This is a genomic window from Azospirillum sp., from assembly GCF_035627195.1.
GTDB lineage: Bacteria > Pseudomonadota > Alphaproteobacteria > Azospirillales > Azospirillaceae > Azospirillum.
In genome coordinates this window covers 1-23,670 of record NZ_DASPMG010000153.1, presented here as the reverse complement: position 1 = coordinate 23,670, position 23,670 = coordinate 1, and the positions used below count along the sequence as shown (strand labels likewise).

Genomic DNA, 23,670 nt, shown 5'->3' with positions numbered 1-23,670 from the left:
CGGCCGCTCCCGCAGCCGAAGACCCACCCCCCATCCGCCCCTTCGACCTCGCCGCCTGGGCCGGCACCGACTTCCTCGCCACCCAGCGCGCGCTGGAGAAGGCCATCGCCGAGCAGCAGGGCCGCGCGCGCGTCGACGCGCTGATCGCCATGGCCCGCTTCGCCCTGGCCCGCGCCATGCCGGAGGAGGGCCGCGCCGCGCTGGAATCGGCGGAAAGCCAGCACCCCGCCCCCGACCAGCGGTACGAGCTGCGCATCCTCGCCGACGCCTTCCGCGCGCTGGACGGCACCGCCGACCCCGACGCCAGCGTCTTCGTCCGCACCCGCCCCGGCCCGGTGCCCGACCACCACGTGTGGCGCAGCGCCACCCTGGCGCCCACCCGCTGGGCCGAGGCGCGCGATGGCCTGCCGATCGCGCTGAAGCGCCTGCTGTCCTACCCGCCCGACCTGCGCGCCCGCCTGCTGACCCGGCTGGCCGAGGCGGCGAGCGTGGCCGACCCGGCGTCGCTGAACCTGATCGTGCTGGAGATGATCACCCTGGACGGCACCGGCAGCGCCGACGGCCGCCTCGATTACTTCCGCGGCCGGCTCGCCGAGCTGAAGAACGACCCGGCCGCGGCGCTGGAGCATCACCGGCGCGCCGCCGCCGCCCCCGGCCCCTACGGCCACCGCGCGCAGGTGCGCCTGATCGAACTGAAGCGCGCCCAGGGCACGCTGGACGACGCCGGCGCGGTGGCCGAACTGGAAACCCTGCGCTACGCCTGGCGCGGCGACGCGGTGGAGACGGACGCGCTGGCGGCCCTGGGCGCCGCCTACACGCGCCTGGGCAAGACGGAAGCCGCACTCGACATCTTCGGCCTGCTCGGCCGCCGCTTCGGCGCCACGGCGCGCGGGCGCGCGGCTCTCGCCGCCGGGCGCGGGCTGCTCGCATCCGTGCTCGACCGGCTGGAGCAGCCCGACACCGGCCCGCTGGACGCCGCCGCGCTCAACGCCCGCCACGGTCGCCTGATCGCGCTGAGCGACGACGAGGACGGCACCGGCCGGCGCCGCCTCGCCCGCCTGCTGGCCCGCGACGGCTTCACGGTGGAGGCCGCGCGCATCCTGCACGCCCTGGCCGCCGAGGCGCGCGGCCCCGCCCGCGCCGAGTTGGGCACCGAACTGGCCCGCATGCTGCTGGATGCCGGGCGCGGCGGCGAGGCGCTGGAGGTGCTGGACGGCACCGCCGCCCCGGACCTGAACGCCGCCCTGGCCGAGCGCCGCGCCCTCCTGCGCGCCGAGGCCTTCGCGGCGGAGGGGGAGGCGGTGCGCGCCATCGACGCGCTGCGCGGCCTGACCGGCACCGCCGCCGCCCGCATCCGCGCGCACAGCCTGTTCCGCGCCGCCGAGTGGCCGGCCGCCCGCGCCGCCTTCGCCGAGCTGATGGAGCAGCCCGGCGCCACGCCCGACGACGTCGCCCGCTTCGCCATCGCCGCCTACCGCACCGGCGACCTCGCCGCGGTCACCGCCGCCGCGGCGCGCCACCGCGCGCGCCTCGCCGGCACCCGGTGGGAAGGGCTGCTGGACGCGCTCGCCGCCCCGCCCGACGACGGCAGGCCGCTGAGCAGCGACGGCGTCGCCCGCCAGCTCGCCGCCGCCGACGCGCTGGCCGGCGTGATGCGCCGGTGGACGACGCTGCCCCAACCGTAAAGCCGCTTTAATCGCACCCGCCTAGCGTCGGACACGGAAGGCCGCGCGGCAGGCCGCTCTAAAGCCCCTCCCCCCTTGCGGGGGAGGGGTTGGGGAGAGGGGGATAGCCGCCGGACGGCGGCAGAAGAGTCTTTTCCGGCTCCGCCGTAACCACCCTCTCCCCAACCGCGACGCCCTTCGGCGTCGCCCCGTCAAGGGAGAGGGGCTTTGAAGCGACACCCTGGACCGCGCGGCTCGGCCAAGCCGGAGGAATGAGACATGCGTTTGCTGTTCGGTATCGTCGCGGTGTTCCTGAGCGTGCTGGGCGGCTTCGCCGCCATGGGCGGGCGGATGGGGGTGCTGTGGCAGCCCGTCGAGATCGTCATCATCATCGGCGCGGGCATCGGCGGCTACGTCATCGCCAACACGCCCAACGTGCTGCGCGAGACGCTGGGCACGGTCGGTGCCGTCGCGCGCGGCCGGCGCACCAGCAAGTCCGACTACCTGGACGTCATCGCCCTGCTCTACGCCCTGCTGCGCGTCGCCAAATCCAAGGGCATGTCGCAGATCGAGGCCGACATCGACCGCCCCTCCGACAGCCCGATCTTCGGCCAGTACCCCGCCGTCTTCCGGCAGGAACGCTGCCTGACCTTCCTGTGCGACTACCTGCGCCTGATCGCACTCGGCCAGGACAACCCGCACGACCTGGAAGCGCTGATGAGCGAGGAGATCGAGACCATCAGCCGCGAGCTGAACCAGGTGCCCAAGGCCCTGCAGAACCTCGCCGACGCGCTGCCGGCGCTGGGCATCGTCGCCGCCGTGCTGGGCGTCATCAACGCCATGAGCGCCATCAGCGAACCGCCGGAGGTGCTGGGCCACATGATCGGCGGCGCCTTGACCGGCACGTTCCTGGGCGTGCTGCTGTCCTACGGCCTCGTCGGTCCCATCGCCAGCGCCGCCCGCCACCGCCGCGAATCGGAACTGAACCTGTTCATCTGCGTCAAGGCCGGCCTGGGCGCCTACCTGCGCGGCAGCCCCCCGCAGGTGTGCGCGGAGTTCGCCCGCAAGGTGCTGTACGCCGACATCCAGCCCAGCCTCGCCGAGGTGGAGGTCGCCACCACCCTGTCCTCGCAGGCCAAGGCCCGCGAGGGCCGGCAGGCCGCCTGACGCCGCTTCCGCATCCAAAAGCCCCTCTCCCCTTGAGGGAGAGGGGTTGGGGTGAGGGGTATTACGGCTCGGAGAGCCGGACAAAGACTCTCTTCCCGTCCTGCCAGACGGTAACGACCCCTCATCCCAACCCTTCTCCCTCAAGGGGAGAAGGGCTTTAAAAAACAAGACACGAACGCCCTGAGGAGCCGCCTATGGCCCGCAAGCGCCTCGAACCGCTGATCATCGTCAAGCGCCGCCCCGGCGAGGACGAGGAGGAGCACAACGGCACCTGGAAGCTGGCCTACGCCGACTTCGTCACGGCGATGATGACCTTCTTCCTGATCATGTGGCTGATGAACATCACCACCGTGGAACAGCGCAAGGGCATCGCCGACTACTTCAACCCCATCGCCGTGTCGCAGGCCAATTCCGGCGCCGACGGCATGCTGGCCGGCCGCTCGGTGGACAAGACCGGGTCGCTCAGCACCCCCAACGCGCCGGGCGACAGCGGCATCCCCGTGGCCTCCCCGCCGGTCGTCGCTTCGCTCGGCGACAGCGACCGCCAGCCCGCCGGCCGCAAGGACCCGATGCCCCACCCGCTGGGCGCCAAGGCGCCGCCGAAGGACGCGCAGCAGCCGACCACGCGCGAAGAACTCGAAGCCATGCTCGACCGCCAGTCCGAGGCCCTGCACGAGCGCTATGCGCTGGACGAACTGGAACGCGACCTGCGCAAGCGCGTGGCCTCGGCGCCGGAGCTGAAGGCGGTGGCCGACAGCGTGCTGATCCAGCAGGTGCCGGAGGGGCTGCGCATCCAGCTGACCGATCAGGCGAAGTTCTCCATGTTCGCCGTCGGCTCGGCGCAGATGAACGAACAGGGCAAGCGGCTGATGCGCATGGTCTCCGCCGCCATCGCCACGGTGCCCAACGGCCTCAGCATCTCCGGCCACACCGACGCGCTGGGCTACGCCGCGGAGGCCAAGTACGGCAATTGGGAGCTGTCCAGCGACCGCGCCAACGCCGCCCGGCGCGAGCTGATCGCCGCCGGCGTGCCGCCCAGGCGGATCGTCCGCGTCGAGGGCCGCGCCGACCTCGACCACCTCGCCGCCGACACCCCGCTGGACCCGCGCAACCGCCGCATCAGCATCACCCTGCTGCGCCGGGAGGCCGCGAAGCCGTGACCGTCTCCCCACGTCCTCGTCGTTGTTTTTTCGCGAGGCGCGGAACTCGCGATCGGTGACGGTCACAAAGGAAGGTCGTCACCGGCACGCTCATGGCCGTTTCGTCCGGCATTCCCCTCGACGTCGGATTGACCGGCCCATCCCGAGCACGCAACGGAGGATTGCCATGAAGATCCTGCGATCCGTCATCTTCGCCACGGCCGCCCTGATCGCGGCCTGCCAGACCGCCCAGGCCGGGGAGAAGGTCTTCCAGAACCGCGTGGGCGTTCCGCTGAACGTGGAGCTTGTCGTCCGCCAGGGCGAGCTGCGCAACTTCGCCCCCCGCTTCACCATCAACATGGGTTCCCAGCTGCTGCCGAACGCCACCGGCAGGGTCAACTACGGCGACGCCCACGTCGAGGCGATCAGGATCAGCGGCGGCCTGAGCTGCGAAATCGACGCCCGCAACGGTGGGGACGCCGAAGCGGCGCTCAACAACCGGGTCTTCATCATCCTCGTGGAGTGGGGCGGCGGCTGCGCGTTCGAGCCGACGAACATGGAGGAACCCCTGGGCTGATATTGTTTCCGGCGACGCTTCGGCTGACGAATTCAGCACGAATATTAAACACGAAGATCAGAATATCATAAGGTCGCGCCAACGCGTACGCCATGGCACCGAAGCCCCGACGCTGCCAAACCCTTCTGATCTTTTGATCTTTTGATCTTTTGATCTTCGTGTTTTTGATCAGCACTTTCCCCGCCAGCCGAACCGCCGCTGATCCTTGCGAACACTTAGCCCCCACCCTCCCAGCCTTCGGCTGGGTCCCTCCACGGTCGCCCGCAAGTCGGGCGACCGCGCTCCGCCTTTCGCGGCCTTGCCGCGAATGCCTGCGGCACCGGCTCCACGCCCCCGGCGGGGCTGGGGGAGGGGCTAATACAAAAATTCCCCTCGTTTTTTAAACAAATTCCCTCCCCTCCCCTTTTAAACCGCCTTTAAAACCGCGCCTGTACTGTCACGCTCGCAAGTCCATCGTGGAGAAGCCCGGGACTTCCCCTGTGTTCCACAGACGTGACAAGAGGACTCCACGATGAGCCTGTTCAGCGCCATGCGGTCCGGCGTCAGCGGCCTGTCCGCGCAAAGCTCGCGGATGGCCGCCATCTCCGACAACATCAGCAACTCGGCCACCGTCGGCTACAAGCGCGCGGCGGTCGATTTCTCCACGCTGGTGACCTCGCCGGGGGCGGATTCGGCCTACTCGGCCGGCGGCGTGCGCTCGAACGTGCATTACCAGATGACCAAGGACGGCGTCATCCAGGGCACGCAGTCGGCCACCGACATGGCCATCGACGGGGCCGGGTTCTTCGTGGTCGCCAACCGCGCCACCAGCGCCGCCGGCACGCCCAGCTACGCGCTGACCCGCGCCGGCAGCTTCCTGCCGGACGACGAAGGCTTTCTGCGCAACAGCGCCGGCCAGTACCTGCAGGGCTGGAAGCTGAGCCCCGACGGCAGCCTGCCGGCGGTCAGCAAGACCAGCTTCGACAACGTGCAGGCCATCAACGTCGGCAACCTCGTCTACGGCGGCAGCAAGACCACGCAGATGGGCTTCTCCGGCAACCTGCCGGCGCAGGCCGCCATCGGCGCCACCTTCACCACCTCCGCCCCGTTCTACGACGGGCTGGGCACGCCGCGCGACCTGACGCTGACCTGGACGAAGAACGCGGCCGCCAACGAATGGACGGTCACCGCCACCGCGCCCGGCGGCTACACGGTGGCCGGCGTGCCGGCCACCGTGGCGTTCGCCGCCACCGGCCCCACCGCCGGCCTGCCCACCGCGGCGCTGCCCACCATCACCGTCACCTCGCCGGCCACGCCCACCGCCGACACCGTCACGCTGGGCATGGGCAACGTCACGCAGCTGAACGGCGACTACGTGCCCCAGTTCATCGCCGACGGCGCCAAGGCCGGCCGCGTCAGCACCGTGGACGTCGACAACACCGGCAAGCTGTGGGCCATCTACGACAACGGCGCGCGCCAGGCGCTCTACCAGGTGCCGGTCGCCACCGTGATGAACCCCGACGGGCTGGAGGTGCAGGACGGCAACACCTACACGCTGGGCTCCGACAGCGGCTCCCTGTCCCTCGGCGCCGGCAACTCGGGCGCGGCCGGGTCCATCGCCGGCGGTGCGCTGGAGCAGTCGAACGTCGACATCGCGGAGGAGCTGGTGTCGCTGATCGAGACGCAGCGCGCCTATTCCTCGGCCGCCACCATCATCCGCACCGCCGACGAGATGGTCGACGAGACCACCCGCCTGAAGCGCTGAGCGCACGCCCGACGGAGTATCCGCCATGAGCATCCAGACGGCCCTCAACGCCGCCCTGTCCGGCCTGCGCGCCACCCAGCAGCAGGCGGCGCTGACCTCGCACAACATCAGCAACGCCACCACCGCCGGCTTCGTCCGCAAGGAGCTGGCGCTCTCCACCTCCGTCACCGCCGGCCACGGCTCCGGCGTGCGGGTGGACGGCGTGGCGCGGCGCGTGGACGAGCTGCTGATCCGCGACGCCCGGTTCGAGCAGAGCCGCTTCACCGCGCAGGAAACCCGCGCCTCGGCGCTGGCCGACTACGCCGCCGTGCTGGGCCAGCCGCAGGACGAACGCTCCGTCGCCACGGCGGTCGCGAAGCTCCAGCAGGCGTTCGACCGGCTGCACGGCATGCCGGACGACGGCGCTGCGCAGGCCGCCGTGGTCGACCGGGCGCAGGCGCTGGTCCGCAACCTGCATGGTGCGGCCGAGGCCGCGACGGCGGTGCGGATGGACGCGCGCAACCGCCTCTCGGCGTCCGTCGATCAGGTGAACCGCGCGCTGGTCCGCATCAGCGAGCTGAACGGCACCATCGCCACGCAGCAGGCCAAGGGGGCCGACACCAGCGACCTGCTGGACGAGCGCGACCGCCTGCTCGACACCGTGTCGGAGGAGATCGGCATCCGCACCTACACCCGCGACAACGGGCAGGTGGTGGTGATGACCCGCAACGGCGAGACGCTGCTGGACCGCGAGCTGGCGCCCGGCGCGCAGCCGCTGCAGCTCATCGGCACCGACCTCGTGGCCGGCGGCACCATCCTCTCCGCCAACCCCGACCGGGACATCCAGAGCGGCCGCATCATGGGCTACGTCCAGGCCGCCACCCAGGACATGCCGCGTGCCCTTGCCCAGCTCGACGCGCTCGCCGCCGGAATCGTGAAGCGCTTCCAGGACGCCGAGGACAACCCGGCCGCCGCCGGCCTGTTCACCGACGCGGGTGCGGCCCTCGATCCCCTCGCCACCGCCGGGCTGGCCGGCCGCATCGCCGTCAACGCGGCGGTGCAGGGCAACGCCTGGCGGGTGCAGAGCGGCGTGCAGGCCGCGACCCCCCTGCCCCCCGGCGACCAGACGCAGATCAAGGCCTTCATCGGCGCCTTCACCGCCACCGGCCCGTTCTCGGCGCCCGACATGCCGGGCACGGCGACGCTGGGCGACTATGCCACCACCATGGTCTCCACCCAGCAGGGCTACCGCACCACGGCGGAGGCCGACATGAAGACCCGCAGGATCAGCGCCGACGCGCTGCAATCCGCCCGCCTGAACCGCGACGGCGTCAACATCGACGACGAGATGCAGAAGCTCCTGCTGATCGAGCAGAGCTACGGCGCCAGCGCCCAGGTCATCCAGGCGGCCGGGCGCATGATCGACACGCTGCTCAGCATCCGGGGGTAAGCGCCATGCTGTACAACACCGTCTCCACCCTGGGCCTCAGCCGCCGTTTGCAGACCTCGTACAACGACCTGCAGATGGAGATGCTGCGCAGCAACGACGAGATCGCCAGCGGCAAGCACTTCGACGTGGCCGAGGCGCTGGGTGCCCGCACCGGCCGCGCCGTCAGCCTGCGCAACCTCTACGACGCCTCGGACGAATACCTGAAGACCTGCTCGCTGCTGCAGGGCCGCCTGGGCGCCATGGACAGCGCCATGACCAGCATCCTGGCCGCCGGGCAGGACGTGCTGGCCTCCGCCTCCACCGGGCTGGGGCAGCCATCGCCGACCGGCAGCTCCCTGCAGATCCGCGCGCGCGGCGTGCTGGAGCAGGTGGTGGCGCTGCTCAACGGCTCGTCGGGCAACGGCTTCCTGTTCGCCGGGGTGGAGGTGAAGACGGCGCCGCTGCGCCCGGTGCAGGGCGACGGCACCGCCACGCCGGCACCCATGGCCATCGTGCAGGACGCCATCGCCGCCGCCACCGGCGGCCCGGCCGCCCCCACCACGCCGGCCGAGACGGCGGCCGTGGTCGCCGTGCTGGACGACCTGTTCGCCGTGCGCGACCCGGCGCTGCCGCTGCCCGCCCCGCTGACCCATGGGTTCGAGGGCGGGATGTACCTCGGCGCCACGGCGAAGCAGCCGGGCGGCGCCGACACCCCGCGCCTGACCGCCCGGCCGGAGGCCACGACCGAGATCCCCTACGGCGTGCAGGCCAACGACCCGGCCGTGCGCGACCTGATGCAGGGCCTGTACATGCTGGCCGCGGTGGACACCAGCGTCCTGCCGCTGGACGCCTACCGCCCCTACATGCAGGCGGCGGTGGACAGGATCGGCGCCGGGATGAACGGCCTGCGCGACGCTACGGCGCAGCTGGGCATCCAGCGCGCCCAGGTCGACGAGATCGCCGAGCGCCACCACGCCCAGCAGAAGATCCTGACCGACCAAATCAACGACCTGGAAGCGGTCGACCCGTACGAGGCCAGCACCCGGCTCAACCAGCTCGAAGCGCAGATCGAGGCGACGTCGAACGCCACCGCCCGCATCGCCCGCCTGCGCCTGACCAACTACCTGTAAGGCACCCCCATGCCGCTTCCCCGCCTGCTCAGCGCCATCCTGCTCTGCGCCCTGCTGGCCGTGCCGGCGGGGGCCGCGGCGCAGACGCGCATCAAGGACCTCGTCACCTTCGACGGGGTGCGCCGCAACCAGCTCATCGGCTACGGCCTCGTGGTGGGGCTGAACGGCACGGGCGACCGGCTGATCAACACCCCCTTCACGGAACAGAGCCTGAAGGGCATGCTGGAACGCCTGGGCATCAACACCCGGGACGAGGTGCTGCGCACCCGCAACGCCGCGGCCGTGATGGTCACCGCCACCCTCGGCCCCTTCGCCCGCCAGGGCACCAGCATCGACGTGACCGTGTCGGCGCTGGGCGACGCCACCAGCCTGCTGGGCGGCACGCTGCTGGTGACGCCGCTGCTGGGTGCGGATGGGGAGGCGTATGCGGTGGCCCAGGGCTCCCTCTCCGTCAGCGGCTTCGCCGCCAGCGGCGCTGCCGCGTCGGTCACCAAGGGCGTGCCGACCAGTGCCCGCATCGCCAACGGCGCCGTGGTCGAGCGGGAACTCAAGTTCGCCCTCGATGACGTGGCCGGCGTGCGCATGGCGTTGCGCAACCCCGACTTCACCACCGCCAACCGTATCACCGACGCGGTCAACGCGCGCCTCGGCGCCGGCTCCGCCCGCCTCGTCGACCTCACCACCGTGGACGTGCGCCCGCCGCCCGGCCATGCGGGCGGTGTGGCCCGCCTGATCGCCGAGATCGAGCAGCTTCAGGTCCGCCCCGACCTGATCGCCCGCGTGGTGGTGGACGAGCGCAGCGGCACCATCGTCATCGGCGACGACGTGCGCGTCAGCCGCGTCGCCATCACCCAGGGCAACCTGACCGTACGCGTGGTGGAAACCCCGCAGGTCTCGCAACCCCAGCCCTTCTCCAACGGCTCCACCGTCGTCGTCCCGCGCACCGACGTGCAGGTGCAGGAGGGCAACGGGCGCCAGTTCGTCACCGTGGGCGGCAACGTCAGTTTGCAGCAGCTGGTCAACGGCCTGAACGCGCTGGGTGTCGGCCCGCGCGACATGGTCTCCATCCTCCAGGCCATCAAGGCGGCCGGCGCCCTGCACGCCGATCTGGAAATCATCTGAGGACGCGATGAACGTCACCCCCGCCACCTCCGCCATTCCGGCCCCCATCCGCCCCCAGGCCCCCGACCCGGCCAAGCGCGCCGCCAAGGATTTCGAGGCGATGATCGTCGGCCGCATGCTGGAATCCATGTTCGCCGGGGTGCAGTCCGGCGGCCCCTTCGGCGGTGGGCAGGCGGAGCAGACATGGCGCGGCTTCATGCTCCAGGAGTACGGCAAGGCGATCGCCGAGGCCGGCACCCTGGGCATCGGCCGCATGGTCGAATCCGAGGTCGCCCGCCTCTACGCCCAGCAATCGGAGACACAGGGATGAGCCGCCGCTTCAAGGACCTGATCCGCGAGTTCGCGCCCGAGCGCAAGCCGGACGCCCCCCTTCCCGAATCCGCGCCGGAGCCCGCCGCCCCCGCCCTTGCCGACGGCCCCACCGCCGTGGTGGTGACGGAATTCCTGGACGCCATATCCGCCCTGACCGCGCTGCTGGACGAGGAGACCGCCGCCGTCGCCGCCGGCGACCTCGCCAACCTGGAGGTCTTCGCCGCGCGCAAGCAGGCCATAGCCGAACGTCTGGAGGGCGTCGTCGCCCAGGCGCGCAGCGCGCCCCTGACCCTCACCGACGACCTGCGCGCCCTGCTGCTGGACCGCATCGAGACGCTGGACCGCACCATCGCCGACAACGCCGCCGGCCTCGTGGCCATGCGCAAGGCGGTGCTGGCGATCAACCGCAGCCTGCTGACCGCGCTGGAAAAGGCCGCCAGCGACGGCCTCTACGCCCGCTGCGGCCAGGCCGTCCGCCCGGTGGAGCTGTCCGCCTCCGGCCTGAACGCGGAGTTGTAGGCCGGCACCGCCTACGCCTTCGGCTTGGCCGACCTCAACGTCCCCGCCTCTTCCAGGCGGACGATGGACGCGACCAGCGCGCGCTGGAACGCGCGCCCCTCCGACGGCAGCGGCATGCCCTGCCCGGTCGTCCAGAACTCCACGAACGCCACGTCGCCACCGTCCGCGCCCACCGGCCGCTCAATGGTGACGCCCAGGCCGATCTCGGCCGACGCGCGGCGGTGGTCGGTCACCAGGATCTGCGCTTCCCAGTGCATGCCGCCGCCGCCCTCGGCGCGCTGCTGGCTCCACATGCGCAGGTAGTCGCGGAAGCTCTCCGACGTGCGGTCGAGGCGGACGTAGGTGGCGCGGTCGGTCACCGTCGGCCCCACGCGGATCGCGTAGCGCGCCTGTGCCAGCACCTGCACCACCTCCGCCACCAGCTTTTCCATGGTGGCGAAGGTGCGCCGCACGTTGTCGGCGATGGCGTGCGCCAGCGCGTCGCCCTTCAGCGCCGCCGCCCCGCCGCGGTCGTTGCGGTACATCTCGAACAGGTCGTCGGGATCGCTCATCGCCGCTGCAGGCCGGTGGTGGGTCGAACCGATGGTCTACGACAGAACGCGTTGAAAAGGAATTAAGCCCTCAACCCAACGGCTCACGCCCGCCGCGCGTTCCCGCCCTTCAGGCGCAGCACGTACATCATCACCTCCGCCACCGCCTCGTAGTGCTGGAGCGGGATCGTCTCGTCGATCTCGGCCGAGGCGTGCAGGGCGCGGGCCAGCGGCGGGTTCTCGACGATGGGGATGCCGTTCTCCTCGGCCACGCTGCGGATGCGCAGCGCCACCAGGTCCGCCCCCTTGGCGAGGCAGACGGGAGCCGGCATGCGCCCGCGTTCGTATTCCAGCGCCACGGCGAAGTGGGTGGGGTTGGTGATCACCACGGTGGCGCGCGGCACGCTGGCCATCATGCGCCGCTTGGAGCGCTCCCGCCGGATCTCGCGCAGCAGCGCCTTCAGCGCCGGGTCGCCCTCCGTCTGCTTGTACTCGTCCTTCAGCTCCTGGAAGCTCATGCGCAGGCGCTTGCGCCATTCCAGGCGGTTCCACAGCACGTCGACCGCCGCCATCAGCACGGTGGCCAGCAGCACGGCCAGCAGCAGCCGCAGCGTCAGATCGCGCAGCAGGTCGGGCAGCGCCGCAACGTCAATGCCCACGATCCCCTCCGTCCACGAGACATACGGCGCCACCGCGTACCACGCGGCAAAACCGATGATGACCAGCTTCACAAGGCTCTTGCCGAACTCGACCAGCGCGTTGCGGGACGCGATGCGGCGCCAGCCGCTGCGCGGCGACAGGTTCGACAGCTTGGGCCGGATCCGCTCGCCCGCCGCCACCATCGGCCCCTGCCCGAAGGCCGAGGCCACCGCCCCCGCCGCCAGGATGCCCAGCACCGGCAGCAGCGCCACCCCCACCCCAACCAGCAGCCAGCGCAGGCCCGACAGCACGTCGTACGCACCCCCGTCCAGCCGCACGTCGTCCGGGTTCTCGATCAGCGGCAGCAGCGCCTCGGCGATGCCGCCCATGGTGTGCGGCGCGGCGACGGCGACGATGGCCCAGGCCGACACCATGGCGGCCAGCAGGCCGACGTCGCGGGCGCGCGGAACGTCGCCCTTCTCCGCCGCCTCGCGCAGGCGTTTCTCGGTCGGCTCCTCGGTCTTCTGGCTGTCGTCCTGCTCTTCCGCCATGGCGCCGCCTCACCGCCCGGACAGCCAGCCGCTGAGCGCGGCCAGCGTGGCGGTCAGCATGGCGCCGGCCGTCATCATGAAGACGAACAGCCCGGCCGCCAGCATGGCCGGCGTGCCGACGAAGTAGACGGGCATCGCCGGCATGACGCGGTTGATCAGGCCCAGCGCCAGGTTGCACAGGATGCCGAACACCAGGAACGGTGCGGCCAGCCCCGCCCCCAGCCGGAACGTCGCCGCCACCAGCTGCGCGTACCGCCCGGCCAGCAGCCCGCCGTCCGGCAGCTGCGCCACCGGCCACGTGCCGTAGGAGCGCGCCAGCGCGTCCAGCATCAGGTAGTGCAGATCGGCCGCGAACAGCGCCGCCAGCGCCGCGATCACCAGCGTGCCGGACAGCACCGAGCCGCCCTCGAACCCCGCCGCCTCCACCGCGAAGGGGTTGCTGAGGCCCACCGCCTGCGCGGCGATGCCGCCGGCCACCTGCAGCGCCGCAAGGAACAGCTTGGCCCCCAGCCCCAGGAAGGCGCCGACCACCATCTCGCCCATGAACTGCCCGGCCAAGTCCGGCGCGTGCGCCGGCATGGCGGCCGGCAGCCCCGGCACGGTGGGCGCCAGCACCAGCGCCGCCAGCAGCGCGATGGATAGCCGCATGCGCACGGGCACCGCGAACTCCCCGAACCCCGGCAGGAACGCGACGGCCGCCGCGACGCGCACGAACACCAGGAACACCCGGTAGATCTCGGCGCTGAGCAGTTGGGCCAGCAGGTCCATGGGTCAGGGTTCCCACTGATCGCCCAAGAGCCCCTCTCCCCTTGAGGGAGAGGGGTTGGGGAGAGGGGTATAACGGCCGGCAGGCCGGAAGAAATTCTTGTCCCGCCTCCGGCGGTAATGACCCCTCATCCCAAACCCTTCTCCCTCAAGGGGAGAAGGGCTTTTTTGAAGCATGCCCATCGCCCGCCTCACACCTGATCGATCGTCTTGACCGACACCTTGCGGTGCAGTTCGGCGTGGCTGATGATCGGCGTCATCGGGCTGACCCGCTCCAGCAAGGACCGCACGAACGGCCGCACCTCCGCCCCCACCAGCAGGGCCGGCCACACCTGCGGGCTGGCGTGCTTCTGGATGCGGGTGCGCACGGCGGTCAGGAACTCCTGCACCTGGCTGGGCGGCATGGCGAAGCGGCGGTCCTCGCCGTCCGTCACGATGTTCTCGATCAGCGCCTGCTCCCACCGCGGGGTCAGCGCGATCACCGGCACGAACCCGTCCGACGCGGTCAGCGACTGGCAGATCTGCTGGCCCAGGCGGGTGCGGACGTGTTCGGTGATCATGGTGATGTTGCGCGTCCAGCCCACCGCCTCGGCGATCGCCTCGACGATGGCCGGCAGGTTGCGGATCGACACGCGCTCGGCCAGCAGGGCCTGCAGCACGCGCTGCACCACCACCAGCGTGATCTGGCTGGGCACCATGTCGCTGATCAGCTTCTGGTACTCCCGCCCCAGCCCGTCGATCAGCTTCTGCGTGGCGCCGAAGGTCAGCAGCGCCGGCAGGTGGTCCTTGATGACCTCGGTCAGGTGGGTGGTGATGACGCTTTCCGGATCGACGACGGTGTAGCCCTTGGCGACCGCCTCCTCGTGCCGGGCCGGGTCGATCCAGCGCGCCTGCAGGCCGAAGGTCGGCTCCCGCGTCGCCTCGCCGGGCAGGTCCGGCGCCTCGCCGCCGGTCGGGTCGATGGCGAGAAGCTGCTTGGGCCGCACCTCGCCGTTCGCCACGTCCACGCCCATCACGCTGATGACGTAGCCCTTGGGCGGCAGGAAGCTGGAATCCTTGATGCGCACCGACGGCAGGATGAAGCCGAACTCCTTGGCGAAGCGCTTGCGCAGCGTCTTCACCTTGCCGGTCAGCGGGCCGTTCTTGTTGAGGATCAGGGGCACCAGGTGGTTGCCCACCTCCACCTTCACCTCGTCCACCTTCAGCATATCCTCCACCGCCTCCTCGGGCGGGGCGGCCGGTGTCCTGGCGCTTTCCTCCAGCTTGGCCAGTGCTGCGCGGCGCGCCTGCCGGCGCGGCACGTACCAGCCGGCGGCGCCGAAGCCCGCACCCAGCAGCAAAAACGGCCCCAGCGGCAGCCCCGGCGTCAGCGACAGGGCCACCAGCAGGCCGCCCGCCACCATCAGCGCCTTGGGATAGGCGCCCAGCTGCGCGATCACCGCCTGGTCGGCGGAGCCGGTGTTGCCGCCCTTGGTCACCAGCAGGCCGGCGGCCAGCGACACCACCAGCGCCGGGATCTGCGTGGCCAGCCCATCGCCCACCGTCAGGATGGTGTAGACGGCGGCGGCGGCGTCGAACGGCATGCCCTGCTGCGCCATGCCGATGGCCATGCCGCCCAGCACGTTGATGCCGGTGATGACCAGCCCCGCCACCGCGTCGCCGCGCACGAACTTCGACGCACCGTCCATGGCGCCGAAGAAGGTGCTTTCGTCCTCCAGCTCCTTGCGGCGGCGGCGCGCCTCCACGTCGTCGATCATGCCGGCGGACAGGTCGGCGTCGATGGCCATCTGCTTGCCGGGGATGGCGTCCAGGGTGAAGCGCGCCCCCACCTCGGCGATGCGGGTGGCGCCCTTGGTGATGACGACGAAGTTGATGACGACCAGGATGGCGAAGATCACCACGCCGATCACGAAGTTGCCGCCCATGATGAACTGGCTGAAGCCTTCGATCACGTGGCCGGCGGCGGCCGTGCCGGTGTGCCCCTGGCTGAGGATCAGGCGGGTCGACGCGATGTTCAGCGCCAGCCGCAGCACCGTCACCACCAGCAGCACCGTGGGGAAGGAGGAGAAGTCCAGCGGCCTGGAGATCCACAGCGCCACCATCAGGATCAGCACGCTGACCGCCAGCGACAGCGCCAGCCCGATGTCGAGGAACCAGCTGGGCACCGGCAGGAACAGCACCGCCAGCACCAGCACGATGCCGACGGCGAACAGCACGTCGCGGTTGGCCGCCCCGGCGTCGCCGAGGGTCGTCATCTTGGTCCGGAAGGTCCCGGTCAGGCTCATGGCGTCGCTGGCTCCGAAAGTCCGGTGCGATGGATCCGGTGCGATCATGGACCGGCGCGGTAAAACCCGGTTTTAAACGCAGCGCCTTGCATTTATTCCTAGCGGGCGTATGCTGATTCCGCAAAGTGCCCAAGGTGCGCCTTTGCCCCCTCCCGGCTTCGCTGACGCTCAGCCACCCTCCCCCTCTTCGAGGTGGAGGGTTCTGTGCCGAAGCAGCGGCAGTCCCCTCCACCGCCCATGGCGGGGGGGGGGTTAGGGAGGGGGCAAAAGCCACCCCGACACGCCGCCCCCGAATGCAACACCCTCTCGAATCCGTTGCATTGTGTTGCATCCGGTTGCATTCGCTCCGTCTCAGGGCGCCCCGCCTCAGGGCGCCCCGGCCGGCAGCAGCGGGCGGGCCGGGCCGCCGGCGTAGAGGCTGGACAGGAAGGACAGCCGTCCCAACTCCGCCTTCCCCCACACGGGCGCCCCCGCCGCCGCCGTGGCGGCGCGCGGCCCGGCGGCCAGGGTGCGCAGGTAGTCGATGGCGTGCGCCGTCCAGCGCATGTTGCCCACCACCCGCTGCCGGTACGCCGCCCCCCGCTCCGACTGGGCGGAGTGGTAGCGGGCGACGGCGTCGTCCAGCGTGCCGTGGGCTCGCCGCAGCTCGCCCAGGAAGCGGGCGGCGTAGCGCGCGTTGGCGCGCGGCTCGAACGCCGTCTCCAGGTCGGGGAAGGCGTCCGGGTGCCATTTCAGGTTCACCTGCAGGCAGCCGACGTCGATGGACCGCGTGCCGCGCGCCTGCGCGGCGCGGACGAACGCGATGGCGTCGTCGCGGGTGGGGAAGTAGTGCGACTGCCCCTCGGTGTTGACCGTCCACGGCCACACGGTGAACAGCTTGTCCGGCGTGCGCCGCCCGGCCTCGGTGAAGCCCATGGCCAGAAGCATGTGGTCGGCCACGCCGGCCTCGCGCTCCGCCTCCAGGATGGCGTCGATGCAGGCGGCCTCGGCCGGCAAGGCGCGCGGCGCCACCGCCCGCGGCGATGGCGGCGCGTACAGCGCCGTGGTCCAGCGCCCGATGCTGCCCTCCGCCGCCCACGCCTGCATCGGCAGCAGCGCACAGGCCAGGAGGACGGCGGCGGCGCGCATGCCCGCTACCGCACGGAGACGATGAGGCTGCTCAGCCGCTCGCCGTAGGTCGCCAGCGTGGCGTACATGAACGGCAGCGACAGCACGGTGGTGACCAGGATGGCGACGATCTTCGGCACGAAGGTCAGCGTCATCTCCTGCACCTGGGTCAGCGCCTGGACCAGCGAGATCGCCACGCCGACCACCACCGCCACCGCCAGCGGCGGTGCTGCGATCAGCAGCGTGGCCCAGATCCCGCTGCGCAACACTTCCAGGACGTCCGCCTCGTTCATGGGTGCCTCACACGGCCATGCGCATGATGTCCTGGTACGCCTGGACCATGCGGTCGCGGATGGCGACCACCGTCTGCACGGTCATCTCGGCCGCCATGACGGAGCGCACGACGTCCTGCGCGCTGGCCTTGCCGGCCACGGCGGCCAGCGACACGCGCTCGCTCTCCTTCAGCGTGTCGACCGCCTGCGTGACCTGCCGGTCGAGGAAGGCGCCGAAGCTGGATTCGGGCGCGGCCGCTTCCGCCGCCTCCGTCCCGGTGGCCTTCACCGGGGCGGCCGGCACCGGGGCGGCGGTCTTGTGGGCGGCATAGGCGGCAGCGACGCGGCCGATGGGCATTTCGATCATGGTGGGGGTACTCCCTAGCCGCGCAGCAGGTCGATCATGCGGTTCATCATCGAGCGCGACTGCTCGATGACGTTGACGCTGGCCTCGAACGACCGGCTGGCCTCGCGCATGTCGGCCATCTCGATCAGCGGCTGGACGTTCGGGCGCTTGACGTAGCCCTTGGCGTCCGCCGCCGGGTGCGAGGGATCGTAGGCCAGCTGGAAGTCGCTGCGGTCGCGGCCGATCTGCTTGACCTTCACCACCTCCGACCCGCTGGCGCGGTCGAGCGAGGTGGTGAAGGAGATGGTCTTGCGCCGGTACGGGTCGCCGCCGGCCGACAGTGCGGTGGAATCGGCGTTGGCGATGTTCTCGGCGATCACGCGCAACCGCGTGCCCTGCGCCTGCAGGCCGGAGGAGGCGATGCGCAGGGTCGCCGACAGGGGATCGTTCATGGTCGGGGTTCCTTATCTTCCGCCGGATCTGGCGCCGCTTCAGCCGCCGGTGCGCCACGCGGCGCGCAGCATCTGCACGTTGCGCTGGAACAGGCCGGCGGTCAGCGCGAAGGCGTCGCGGGTCTCGCTGCCCTTGGTCATCTCCTGCTCCAGCGAGACGGAGTTGCCGTCGGGCGTGACCTCCCATTGGTCCGGCCGCCGCGCCTCCGCCACCGTCCCGGCGGGCCGGCCGCCGGTCAGGTGCATCGCGGAGGTGCGCGCGGCAGCCACCGGCTTGATGCCGCCCAGCAGGGATTCGAACGGCTTCAGGTCCTTCGCCTTGTAGTCCGGCGTGTTGGCGTGCACGACGTTCTCGGCAATCACCCGGTGCCGCTGCGCCAAGTAATCGAGCCGCGCGCCGCTCAGGCGGAACAAGGCAATGTTGCTAAAATCCATTCCAATCTCCACACCTGAAGACCAGCGCAAGATGACCGCCCCGGTTTAAAGCCGGATTTAAATTCGCCCCGCTACTCTGCCCCGGTGACGACCTGAACCGAGAGGGCCCGCATGCGCGTGCTGTCCAACCTGGCGGCGGAGATCGAGCGGCTGCCGACCTGCACATGGCGCGGCGAGGTCCGCACCGCCGTCGGCATGACGCTGGAGGTGGACGGGCTGCAGCGCGTCCTGGCCGTCGGCGACAAATGCTATGCCGAGACGGCGCGCGGCCAGCGCCTGCTGTGCGAGACCATCGGCTTCCGCAACGGGCGCTCGCTGCTCATGGCCTTCGACAATCTGGACGGCGTGGCGGAGGGCTGCGCGGCGGTCACCGACGACACCGCCTTCACCCTGCGCCCCGGCGCCGGCTGGCTGGGCCGCGTGGTCGACGCGCTGGGCCAGCCCATCGACGGGCTGGGACCCTTGCGGAACGGCGAGCACGCCCGGCCGCTCCGCGCCGCCCCGCCGGCCGCCTGTGCCCGGCGCCGCGTCGGCGCCCGCCTGGACACCGGGGTGCGCGCCATCGACGCCTTCGCCCCCGTCTGCCGGGGCCAGCGCATGGGCGTCTTCGCCGGCTCCGGCGTCGGCAAGTCGACGCTGCTGTCCATGTTCGCCCGGCACGCGGACGTGGACGCCATCGTCATCGGCCTGATCGGCGAGCGCGGCCGCGAGGTGCGGGAGTTCATCCAGGACGACCTGGGTGCCGACGGCCTCGCCCGCTCCGTCGTCGTCGTCGCCACCTCGGACGAGCCGCCGCTGATGCGCCGGCAGGCCGCCTACCTCTCCATGACGGTGGCGGAGGAGTTGCGCGACCAGGGCCTGCACGTGCTCTGCCTGATGGACAGCGTCACCCGCTTCGCCATGGCCCAGCGCGAGATCGGCCTCGCGGCCGGCGAGCCGCCGACGACCAAAAGCTACCCGCCCAGTGTCTTCGCCGAGCTGCCGCGCCTGCTGGAACGCGCCGGCCCCGGCCCGGAGGGCCCTGGGGAGGGGACCGGGGAGGGCGACATCACCGGCATCTTCACCGTCCTGGTCGACGGCGACGACCACGACGAACCGATCGCCGACGCCGTGCGCGGCATCCTGGACGGCCACGTGGTGCTGGACCGCCGCATCGCCGAGCAGGGCCGCTATCCAGCCGTGAACCTGCTGCGCAGCGTGTCGCGCACCTTGCCCGGCTGCCATTCGGCTCAGGAGAACCGCGTGGTCAACCGCGCCCGCGGCCTCGCCGCCACCTATGACGCCATGCGCGACCTCGTCCGCATCGGCGCCTACAAGCCCGGCGGCGACGCCGAGGTGGACGCCGCCGTCGCCCTGCACCCGGCGCTGGAGGACTTCCTGCGCCAGGGCAAGGACGACGCCACGCCGTCCACCCACACCTTCCACCACCTCGAACAGCTCCTGGCCCGGATCGGAGGTCCGTCATGACGGTGAACAAGTCGCTGGCCGCCCAGGCCCTCGCCCCCGCTGGCCCGCGCCCCGACGCCGCCCCGCGCCGGGAGTCGAAGGCCCTGCAAGCGAGCGGGTCGGGCGCGGGGCTGGAGTTCGGCGACCTGCTCGACGCCGTCAACCCGCTCCAGCACCTGCCGGTGGTGTCGTCGATCTACCGCGAGACGAGCGGCGACAACATCGGCCTGCCCGCCCGCCTGGCCGGCGGCTTCCTGTTCGGCGGCCCCATGGGCCTGCTGGGCAGCGCCGCGCTGGCCCTGTTCGAAGGCATCACCGGCGACAGCCCGCTCGGCCACCTGCGCACGCTGGCCGACGACCTGGGCAAGGAGGACACGGCCCCGACGGCCGTCGCCACCGCCGCGCCAGCCCCCCTGCCCTGGATGAAGTCGCCTTCACAGGTCACCGACGCGGCACCGGCCGCGGCATCCTCGCGCGCGCTGACGGCGGCGCTGGAGAAGGCTGGCGCGGAGGCACCCATCACTCCGCCCGCCCCCGCCGAACGCCCGGCCCCGCAGCTTCTGGCGAAGCTCTACGAACTCCAGGCGACGGAACCGCCCGACCGCCGCTCGATCCGGGTGTGAGGGAACGGCAGTCCTTGACGACACGCAAGGCAACGACCATTCTGTAGGCAACTTCACTACATTGCGGAGGATGCCATGGAAGAGGCTGTATCGGCCGCCGAAGCCAACAGGAACTTCTCGCAGATCCTCCGGCACGTCAAAGAAGGGCGGACCTACGTCGTCACGTCCTATGGAACGCCGGTCGCACGGATCGTGCCGGCGAAACGGGATCAGGTGGTCACCGCGGCGGCCAAGGTGGCTCTTATGGAGCGGCTGCGCGCCCAGCCCGTGCAGGTCGTCGGGCACCGCTGGAGCCGCGACTCCCTGTACGACGACTGACCATGCTGGTCTGTCTCGACACGAATCTGCTCGTCTATGCGGAAGGCGTGGCGTTCCTGCCGGCGGACGTGCACAAGCCCCCGGCCGTGCGCGACCTGCTCGACGCACTGCCGGCTGAAGACGTCGTTGTTCCGGCCCAGGTTCTGGGCGAACTGTACCGCGTGCTGGTGGGCAAGGCGCGACGTTCACCGGCCGACGCGCGTTCGGCCGTGCTGGCTTGGCGGGACCTGTATCTGCCGGTCGACACGACGGCGAGCGTGATGACGGCCGCCGTGGATCTGGCCGCCGACCACCATCTGTCGATCTGGGATTCGGTTGTCCTGGCAGTGGCGGCGGAGGCCGGGTGCCGCCTGGTGCTTTCCGAAGACATGCAGGAAGGCTTCACGTGGCGGGGCCTGACGGTGGCGAATCCTTTCGCCGCGCCAGCGCATCCGTTGTTGGCCGCCTTGCTTACGCCCCGCAGTGGCGTCCCATAATCACTCCTCCCCGCGGGCCGAGCGCTCCAGGGAGCGGATGTGCGACAGGCCCGGCAGGATCTCGGACTTGATGAACTCCAGCCGCCGGTTGGGGCCGCCGCCCGACGCGAAGCGGGACTTCCACAGGTCCATTTTCACCGCCAGCCCGCACAGCACGCCGCCGATGGTCACGTGGTGCGCGGTGATCAGCTCGCGGATGGCGCGGAAGCTGTGCGCGTTGATGTCGCGCCAGAAGTCCTTGGACCGGTTGTCGAAACTCTCGAACCGGCCGGTGATGGAGGTGGTGATCTCCGTCAGGTCGCGGGCGACCTCGTCCAGCATGCGCACCTGCCGGGCGTCGCGGCGGATCTCGCTGGAGGCGCGGATGCCGTCCATCCACGCCAGGAAGTCCTGCACGTCCGGCACGATCTCGTCCAGGCACTGCTTGAAGTAGGCCAGCGACAAGAAGATGTCGCCGTACTCCTCCAGGAAGTTCGGGATCTCGGTCAGGCCGATGTCCAGCCGGTCGGCCATCATGCGCAGGCGCCGCCGCACCTCCGCCACGTCGGGGTTGGCGAACATGCGGATGAGGTCGTCGACGCTCTGCACGTGCACCTCGTCCGGCCCGTAGACGCTCTCGATCAGCGGGCGGGTGAAGACGCACATGTACTTGGTCAGCTGGTCCTTCTTGCGCTGCGACAGGCGCAGCGCGCGGTGGCTGTCCACGTCGATGTTCAGCCGGCGCAGCTCGATGCGCAGGGAATAGACGTCGAAGCTGGCCGCCTGGGCGATGCGGTTGATCTTCACCAGATCGCGGTCCAGCTCGGCCGTGCGGGCGCCGAAGTGCAGCGGCAGATGGCTGGGTGCCACCTGCCCGCTGCCGGCGTGGGCGTCGTTGAACAGCTCCACGGCCGTCTGCAGCCGCACGTTCTTGACCAGCCGCGCCCGCCGCAGCCCCGGTGTCTCCAGCGGCACCACCGACAGCGGCAGGATGTGCAGCGCGTCGCGCGCCTCCTCCTCGCAATCGTCGGGGCGGGAGGCCGGCGAAGGCCGGGGCCGCGGGGACGGCCGACCGGCGTGATGAGCAGCCGGCGCCGCCATGTCAGAAGCGCGGGAAGCGCAGCAGCGACATGGTGACGGACGGGTCGATCGACACGATCGACGCCCGCCCGCCGCGCCGGACCGGAGCGATCGATGGTGCCGCGGCGGTGCCTGCCTGCGGCGCGCCGTTCTTCAGGTCGTACATGGCGGCGAACCGGTCGAGGAAGGCGTGCAGCTTCTCCGGCTTCTTGAAGTCCTTGATGTCGAAGCGGCTTTCCAGCCTCTCCTTCAGCCGGTCCAGGTTCTGCAGCGCCGCCTGTTCCGGAATGTCGAGCGCGGTGAAGACCACCTTCTGCAACGCCCGGTCGGCCAGCACCTGGTACCAGTTGTTGATGTTCGTCGACCGGCGCTGGAAGTAGAGGGCGAGGCGGACGGCCGGGTTCTTCTCCTCCGACGACACCTCCAGCTTCACGTCGACGTAGCGGTCGATGATGGCCTGGACGATGGCCGGTTCCTTCAGCGTGGCGCCCCCGGTCTCCTTGAAGGCAAGCGCGGTCGCCAGTTCCTTGAACTTGGTGTCGCTCATGCGGTTGGCGGTCGCCGCCGGGTCGCTGACGCCTTCGTTCAGCACCTTGCGGATCAGGCCGCGGGCGTAGATCTGGCTGCCCAGGTCGAACGCCTCCATGACGAAGCGGTAGAGCTTGTCGTCCTTAAGAAACTCTTCGGCGGTGGAGACCTTGCCGATGTTGGCCTGGAAGTACTCGATGTTGCGCTGCACGTCCGGGCGGGCGCGCATCGCGCCCTCGAACCGCTCGCGGTTGCGGGAGACCTGCCGGAAGTCCTGGAGCGTGCTCATGCCTCCATCTCCCCGTCCCGTGCGGGCGCTGCCGCACCTTCTTCGGCGCGCTGGGCGGGATCGACGTAGGTCGGCGGGATGCGCATGATGACCTCGCCCGTGTCGGTGTCCAGCACCTCGGTGACGAGCCGCTTGGTCTCGGGATTCAGCTTGACGCGGTAGGGGCGGATGGCATCGGGGCGTGCGCGGTCCGTGGCGGCCTCGCTCTTGCCCGCCTCCTCGACCACCTCGGTGGGCCTCCCGGTTTCGGCCTGGGCGGCGCGCAGCCGGTCGGCCTGGCGCTGGCGCGCTTCGGCGACCACGTCGGCCGCCGTGGGTGCACGGTCGCCGGTTACGCCGGTGATGCCGTTGACGGGGGCTGGCATGGCGTCATCCTCCCACCCGCGGTTCCGCTGCGCTGGTGGCCGGCATCCGTGTGCCGCCCAGCACCGTCTCCTCGTAGCTCATGACCGGCCGCAGGCAGGCGAGCGCCTTGTAGTAGTCGCGCTCGCTGACGTTCTGCATGGCCTGCATGATGCGGTCCTGCATGTCGGGGCGGACGAAGGCGGTGTAGAGCTTGGCCATCATACCGGCGATGACGGCGCCGTATTCCTCGGCCGCGCGCGGGTCGAGCAGCATGCTCTGGATCACGAAGTAGGCGCGCCGGACCGGCGTGTCCGCCTCCTCCTCCTGCATGATGTCGCTGCCGCGGATGATCTGGGCGAAGTTGCTGACGGTCAGCGTGTAACGGCGGTTCTCGTTCTGCACGACGCAGCCGTTGATGACCA

The 23,670-nt window shown here is 70.9% G+C and carries 27 protein-coding genes; 14 read left to right on the top strand and 13 right to left on the bottom strand.

Features of this window, described 5'->3' with window-relative positions; genetic code table 11:
• The 10 genes from VED21_RS14180 to VED21_RS14135 all read left to right on the top strand — a co-directional run.
• On the top strand, positions 1 to 1,685 hold a 1,685-nt coding region (locus VED21_RS14180), incomplete at its 5' end, for a hypothetical protein (RefSeq protein WP_324883022.1).
• Between the two features lie 258 nt (positions 1,686 to 1,943).
• Positions 1,944 to 2,831, top strand: coding sequence for a flagellar motor stator protein MotA (gene motA / locus VED21_RS14175; protein ID WP_324883021.1), 888 nt, complete (start codon positions 1,944 to 1,946; stop codon positions 2,829 to 2,831).
• Between the two features lie 194 nt (positions 2,832 to 3,025).
• On the top strand, positions 3,026 to 3,991 hold the full coding sequence (locus VED21_RS14170; protein ID WP_324883020.1) for a flagellar motor protein MotB: 966 nt from the start codon (positions 3,026 to 3,028) through the stop codon (positions 3,989 to 3,991).
• Between the two features lie 166 nt (positions 3,992 to 4,157).
• Positions 4,158 to 4,547: a hypothetical protein gene (locus VED21_RS14165; RefSeq protein WP_324883019.1), complete on the top strand. Its 390-nt coding sequence runs from the start codon at positions 4,158 to 4,160 to the stop codon at positions 4,545 to 4,547.
• Between the two features lie 511 nt (positions 4,548 to 5,058).
• Positions 5,059 to 6,291, top strand: a complete 1,233-nt coding sequence (locus VED21_RS14160) for a flagellar hook protein FlgE (RefSeq protein WP_324883018.1) — start codon at positions 5,059 to 5,061, stop codon at positions 6,289 to 6,291.
• A gap of 25 nt (positions 6,292 to 6,316) precedes the next feature.
• Complete coding sequence (gene flgK / locus VED21_RS14155; RefSeq protein ID WP_324883017.1) at positions 6,317 to 7,720, top strand: flagellar hook-associated protein FlgK; 1,404 nt, start codon at positions 6,317 to 6,319, stop codon at positions 7,718 to 7,720.
• A gap of 5 nt (positions 7,721 to 7,725) precedes the next feature.
• Positions 7,726 to 8,829 carry a flagellin gene (locus VED21_RS14150; protein ID WP_324883016.1) on the top strand — a complete coding sequence of 368 codons (1,104 nt, stop codon included), beginning with the start codon at positions 7,726 to 7,728 and terminating at the stop codon, positions 8,827 to 8,829.
• A gap of 9 nt (positions 8,830 to 8,838) precedes the next feature.
• Entirely contained in the window at positions 8,839 to 9,951 is a 1,113-nt protein-coding gene (locus tag VED21_RS14145; protein WP_324883015.1) for a flagellar basal body P-ring protein FlgI, read from the top strand.
• Positions 9,952 to 9,958: 7 nt separating this feature from the next.
• Positions 9,959 to 10,261, top strand: a complete 303-nt coding sequence (locus tag VED21_RS14140; protein ID WP_324883014.1) for a rod-binding protein — start codon at positions 9,959 to 9,961, stop codon at positions 10,259 to 10,261.
• Positions 10,258 to 10,782: a flagellar protein FlgN gene (locus tag VED21_RS14135; protein ID WP_324883013.1), complete on the top strand. Its 525-nt coding sequence runs from the start codon at positions 10,258 to 10,260 to the stop codon at positions 10,780 to 10,782. Before VED21_RS14140 ends, VED21_RS14135 begins: the two co-directional genes overlap by 4 nt.
• 11 nt (positions 10,783 to 10,793) lie before the next feature.
• Here VED21_RS14135 and VED21_RS14130 read toward each other — a convergent pair whose 3' ends face one another.
• The 9 genes from VED21_RS14130 to VED21_RS14090 form a co-directional block, all read right to left on the bottom strand.
• Positions 10,794 to 11,333 (bottom strand): hypothetical protein, encoded by a 540-nt coding sequence (locus tag VED21_RS14130; protein WP_324883012.1) that lies wholly within the window; start codon positions 11,331 to 11,333, stop codon positions 10,794 to 10,796.
• Positions 11,334 to 11,416: 83 nt separating this feature from the next.
• The gene (locus VED21_RS14125; protein WP_324883011.1) at positions 11,417 to 12,502 is read right to left on the bottom strand and encodes a flagellar type III secretion system protein FlhB; all 1,086 of its coding nucleotides are present in this window, start codon (positions 12,500 to 12,502) and stop codon (positions 11,417 to 11,419) included.
• Positions 12,503 to 12,511: 9 nt separating this feature from the next.
• Positions 12,512 to 13,270, bottom strand: a complete 759-nt coding sequence (locus VED21_RS14120) for a flagellar biosynthetic protein FliR (RefSeq protein ID WP_324883010.1) — start codon at positions 13,268 to 13,270, stop codon at positions 12,512 to 12,514.
• 188 nt (positions 13,271 to 13,458) lie between these two features.
• Positions 13,459 to 15,552, bottom strand: coding sequence for a flagellar biosynthesis protein FlhA (gene flhA / locus VED21_RS14115; RefSeq protein ID WP_324883009.1), 2,094 nt, complete (start codon positions 15,550 to 15,552; stop codon positions 13,459 to 13,461).
• Positions 15,553 to 15,918: 366 nt separating this feature from the next.
• Entirely contained in the window at positions 15,919 to 16,680 is a 762-nt protein-coding gene (locus VED21_RS14110) for a lytic transglycosylase domain-containing protein (protein ID WP_324883008.1), read from the bottom strand.
• A 5-nt stretch (positions 16,681 to 16,685) separates the two neighbouring features.
• Positions 16,686 to 16,952 (bottom strand): flagellar biosynthesis protein FliQ, encoded by a 267-nt coding sequence (fliQ, locus tag VED21_RS14105; protein WP_324883007.1) that lies wholly within the window; start codon positions 16,950 to 16,952, stop codon positions 16,686 to 16,688.
• A 7-nt stretch (positions 16,953 to 16,959) separates the two neighbouring features.
• A complete protein-coding gene (locus VED21_RS14100; RefSeq protein ID WP_324883006.1) occupies positions 16,960 to 17,298 on the bottom strand; it encodes a flagellar hook-basal body complex protein FliE in 339 nt (112 codons plus the stop codon).
• Positions 17,299 to 17,312: 14 nt separating this feature from the next.
• Positions 17,313 to 17,729 (bottom strand): flagellar basal body rod protein FlgC, encoded by a 417-nt coding sequence (flgC, locus tag VED21_RS14095; RefSeq protein ID WP_324883005.1) that lies wholly within the window; start codon positions 17,727 to 17,729, stop codon positions 17,313 to 17,315.
• A gap of 39 nt (positions 17,730 to 17,768) precedes the next feature.
• Positions 17,769 to 18,164 (bottom strand): flagellar biosynthesis protein FlgG, encoded by a 396-nt coding sequence (locus VED21_RS14090; protein WP_324883004.1) that lies wholly within the window; start codon positions 18,162 to 18,164, stop codon positions 17,769 to 17,771.
• Between the two features lie 111 nt (positions 18,165 to 18,275).
• On the opposite strand from VED21_RS14090, the gene fliI reads away from it, so the two are divergent.
• From fliI to VED21_RS14070, 4 genes are all read left to right on the top strand, one after another.
• Positions 18,276 to 19,631, top strand: coding sequence for a flagellar protein export ATPase FliI (gene fliI / locus VED21_RS14085; RefSeq protein ID WP_324883003.1), 1,356 nt, complete (start codon positions 18,276 to 18,278; stop codon positions 19,629 to 19,631).
• Complete coding sequence (locus tag VED21_RS14080; RefSeq protein WP_324883002.1) at positions 19,628 to 20,233, top strand: hypothetical protein; 606 nt, start codon at positions 19,628 to 19,630, stop codon at positions 20,231 to 20,233. The genes fliI and VED21_RS14080 overlap by 4 nt, the downstream gene beginning before the upstream one ends.
• A gap of 75 nt (positions 20,234 to 20,308) precedes the next feature.
• On the top strand, positions 20,309 to 20,551 hold the full coding sequence (locus VED21_RS14075) for a type II toxin-antitoxin system prevent-host-death family antitoxin (protein WP_324883001.1): 243 nt from the start codon (positions 20,309 to 20,311) through the stop codon (positions 20,549 to 20,551).
• 2 nt (positions 20,552 to 20,553) lie between these two features.
• Positions 20,554 to 21,027, top strand: coding sequence for a PIN domain-containing protein (locus VED21_RS14070; protein WP_324883000.1), 474 nt, complete (start codon positions 20,554 to 20,556; stop codon positions 21,025 to 21,027).
• Here the strand turns inward: VED21_RS14070 and VED21_RS14065 are convergent, their stop codons facing one another.
• From VED21_RS14065 to VED21_RS14050, 4 genes are all read right to left on the bottom strand, one after another.
• Entirely contained in the window at positions 21,028 to 22,107 is a 1,080-nt protein-coding gene (locus VED21_RS14065; RefSeq protein ID WP_324882999.1) for a hypothetical protein, read from the bottom strand.
• Between the two features lies 1 nt (position 22,108).
• Positions 22,109 to 22,903, bottom strand: a complete 795-nt coding sequence (locus VED21_RS14060) for a DUF1217 domain-containing protein (RefSeq protein WP_324882998.1) — start codon at positions 22,901 to 22,903, stop codon at positions 22,109 to 22,111.
• Positions 22,900 to 23,268 (bottom strand): flagellar protein FlaG, encoded by a 369-nt coding sequence (locus VED21_RS14055; protein ID WP_324882997.1) that lies wholly within the window; start codon positions 23,266 to 23,268, stop codon positions 22,900 to 22,902. Before VED21_RS14055 ends, VED21_RS14060 begins: the two co-directional genes overlap by 4 nt.
• Positions 23,269 to 23,272: 4 nt before the next feature.
• On the bottom strand, positions 23,273 to 23,670 hold a 398-nt coding region (locus VED21_RS14050; RefSeq protein ID WP_324882996.1), incomplete at its 5' end, for a flagellar biosynthesis repressor FlbT.

Excerpts from the sequence above, each read along its gene's own strand:
- motA (WP_324883021.1), top strand. The coding sequence starts at position 1,944 with ATGCGTTTGCTGTTCGGTATCGTCGCGGTGTTCCTGAGCGTGCTGGGC.
- VED21_RS14170 (WP_324883020.1), top strand. The coding sequence starts at position 3,026 with ATGGCCCGCAAGCGCCTCGAACCGCTGATCATCGTCAAGCGCCGCCCC.
- VED21_RS14165 (WP_324883019.1), top strand. The coding sequence starts at position 4,158 with ATGAAGATCCTGCGATCCGTCATCTTCGCCACGGCCGCCCTGATCGCG.
- VED21_RS14160 (WP_324883018.1), top strand. The coding sequence starts at position 5,059 with ATGAGCCTGTTCAGCGCCATGCGGTCCGGCGTCAGCGGCCTGTCCGCG.
- flgK (WP_324883017.1), top strand. The coding sequence starts at position 6,317 with ATGAGCATCCAGACGGCCCTCAACGCCGCCCTGTCCGGCCTGCGCGCC.
- VED21_RS14150 (WP_324883016.1), top strand. The coding sequence starts at position 7,726 with ATGCTGTACAACACCGTCTCCACCCTGGGCCTCAGCCGCCGTTTGCAG.
- VED21_RS14145 (WP_324883015.1), top strand. The coding sequence starts at position 8,839 with ATGCCGCTTCCCCGCCTGCTCAGCGCCATCCTGCTCTGCGCCCTGCTG.
- VED21_RS14140 (WP_324883014.1), top strand. The coding sequence starts at position 9,959 with ATGAACGTCACCCCCGCCACCTCCGCCATTCCGGCCCCCATCCGCCCC.
- VED21_RS14135 (WP_324883013.1), top strand. The coding sequence starts at position 10,258 with ATGAGCCGCCGCTTCAAGGACCTGATCCGCGAGTTCGCGCCCGAGCGC.
- VED21_RS14130 (WP_324883012.1), bottom strand. The coding sequence starts at position 11,333 with ATGAGCGATCCCGACGACCTGTTCGAGATGTACCGCAACGACCGCGGC.
- VED21_RS14125 (WP_324883011.1), bottom strand. The coding sequence starts at position 12,502 with ATGGCGGAAGAGCAGGACGACAGCCAGAAGACCGAGGAGCCGACCGAG.
- VED21_RS14120 (WP_324883010.1), bottom strand. The coding sequence starts at position 13,270 with ATGGACCTGCTGGCCCAACTGCTCAGCGCCGAGATCTACCGGGTGTTC.
- flhA (WP_324883009.1), bottom strand. The coding sequence starts at position 15,552 with ATGAGCCTGACCGGGACCTTCCGGACCAAGATGACGACCCTCGGCGAC.
- VED21_RS14110 (WP_324883008.1), bottom strand. The coding sequence starts at position 16,680 with ATGCGCGCCGCCGCCGTCCTCCTGGCCTGTGCGCTGCTGCCGATGCAG.
- fliQ (WP_324883007.1), bottom strand. The coding sequence starts at position 16,952 with ATGAACGAGGCGGACGTCCTGGAAGTGTTGCGCAGCGGGATCTGGGCC.
- VED21_RS14100 (WP_324883006.1), bottom strand. The coding sequence starts at position 17,298 with ATGATCGAAATGCCCATCGGCCGCGTCGCTGCCGCCTATGCCGCCCAC.
- flgC (WP_324883005.1), bottom strand. The coding sequence starts at position 17,729 with ATGAACGATCCCCTGTCGGCGACCCTGCGCATCGCCTCCTCCGGCCTG.
- VED21_RS14090 (WP_324883004.1), bottom strand. The coding sequence starts at position 18,164 with ATGGATTTTAGCAACATTGCCTTGTTCCGCCTGAGCGGCGCGCGGCTC.
- fliI (WP_324883003.1), top strand. The coding sequence starts at position 18,276 with ATGCGCGTGCTGTCCAACCTGGCGGCGGAGATCGAGCGGCTGCCGACC.
- VED21_RS14080 (WP_324883002.1), top strand. The coding sequence starts at position 19,628 with ATGACGGTGAACAAGTCGCTGGCCGCCCAGGCCCTCGCCCCCGCTGGC.
- VED21_RS14075 (WP_324883001.1), top strand. The coding sequence starts at position 20,309 with ATGGAAGAGGCTGTATCGGCCGCCGAAGCCAACAGGAACTTCTCGCAG.
- VED21_RS14070 (WP_324883000.1), top strand. The coding sequence starts at position 20,554 with ATGCTGGTCTGTCTCGACACGAATCTGCTCGTCTATGCGGAAGGCGTG.
- VED21_RS14065 (WP_324882999.1), bottom strand. The coding sequence starts at position 22,107 with ATGGCGGCGCCGGCTGCTCATCACGCCGGTCGGCCGTCCCCGCGGCCC.
- VED21_RS14060 (WP_324882998.1), bottom strand. The coding sequence starts at position 22,903 with ATGAGCACGCTCCAGGACTTCCGGCAGGTCTCCCGCAACCGCGAGCGG.
- VED21_RS14055 (WP_324882997.1), bottom strand. The coding sequence starts at position 23,268 with ATGCCAGCCCCCGTCAACGGCATCACCGGCGTAACCGGCGACCGTGCA.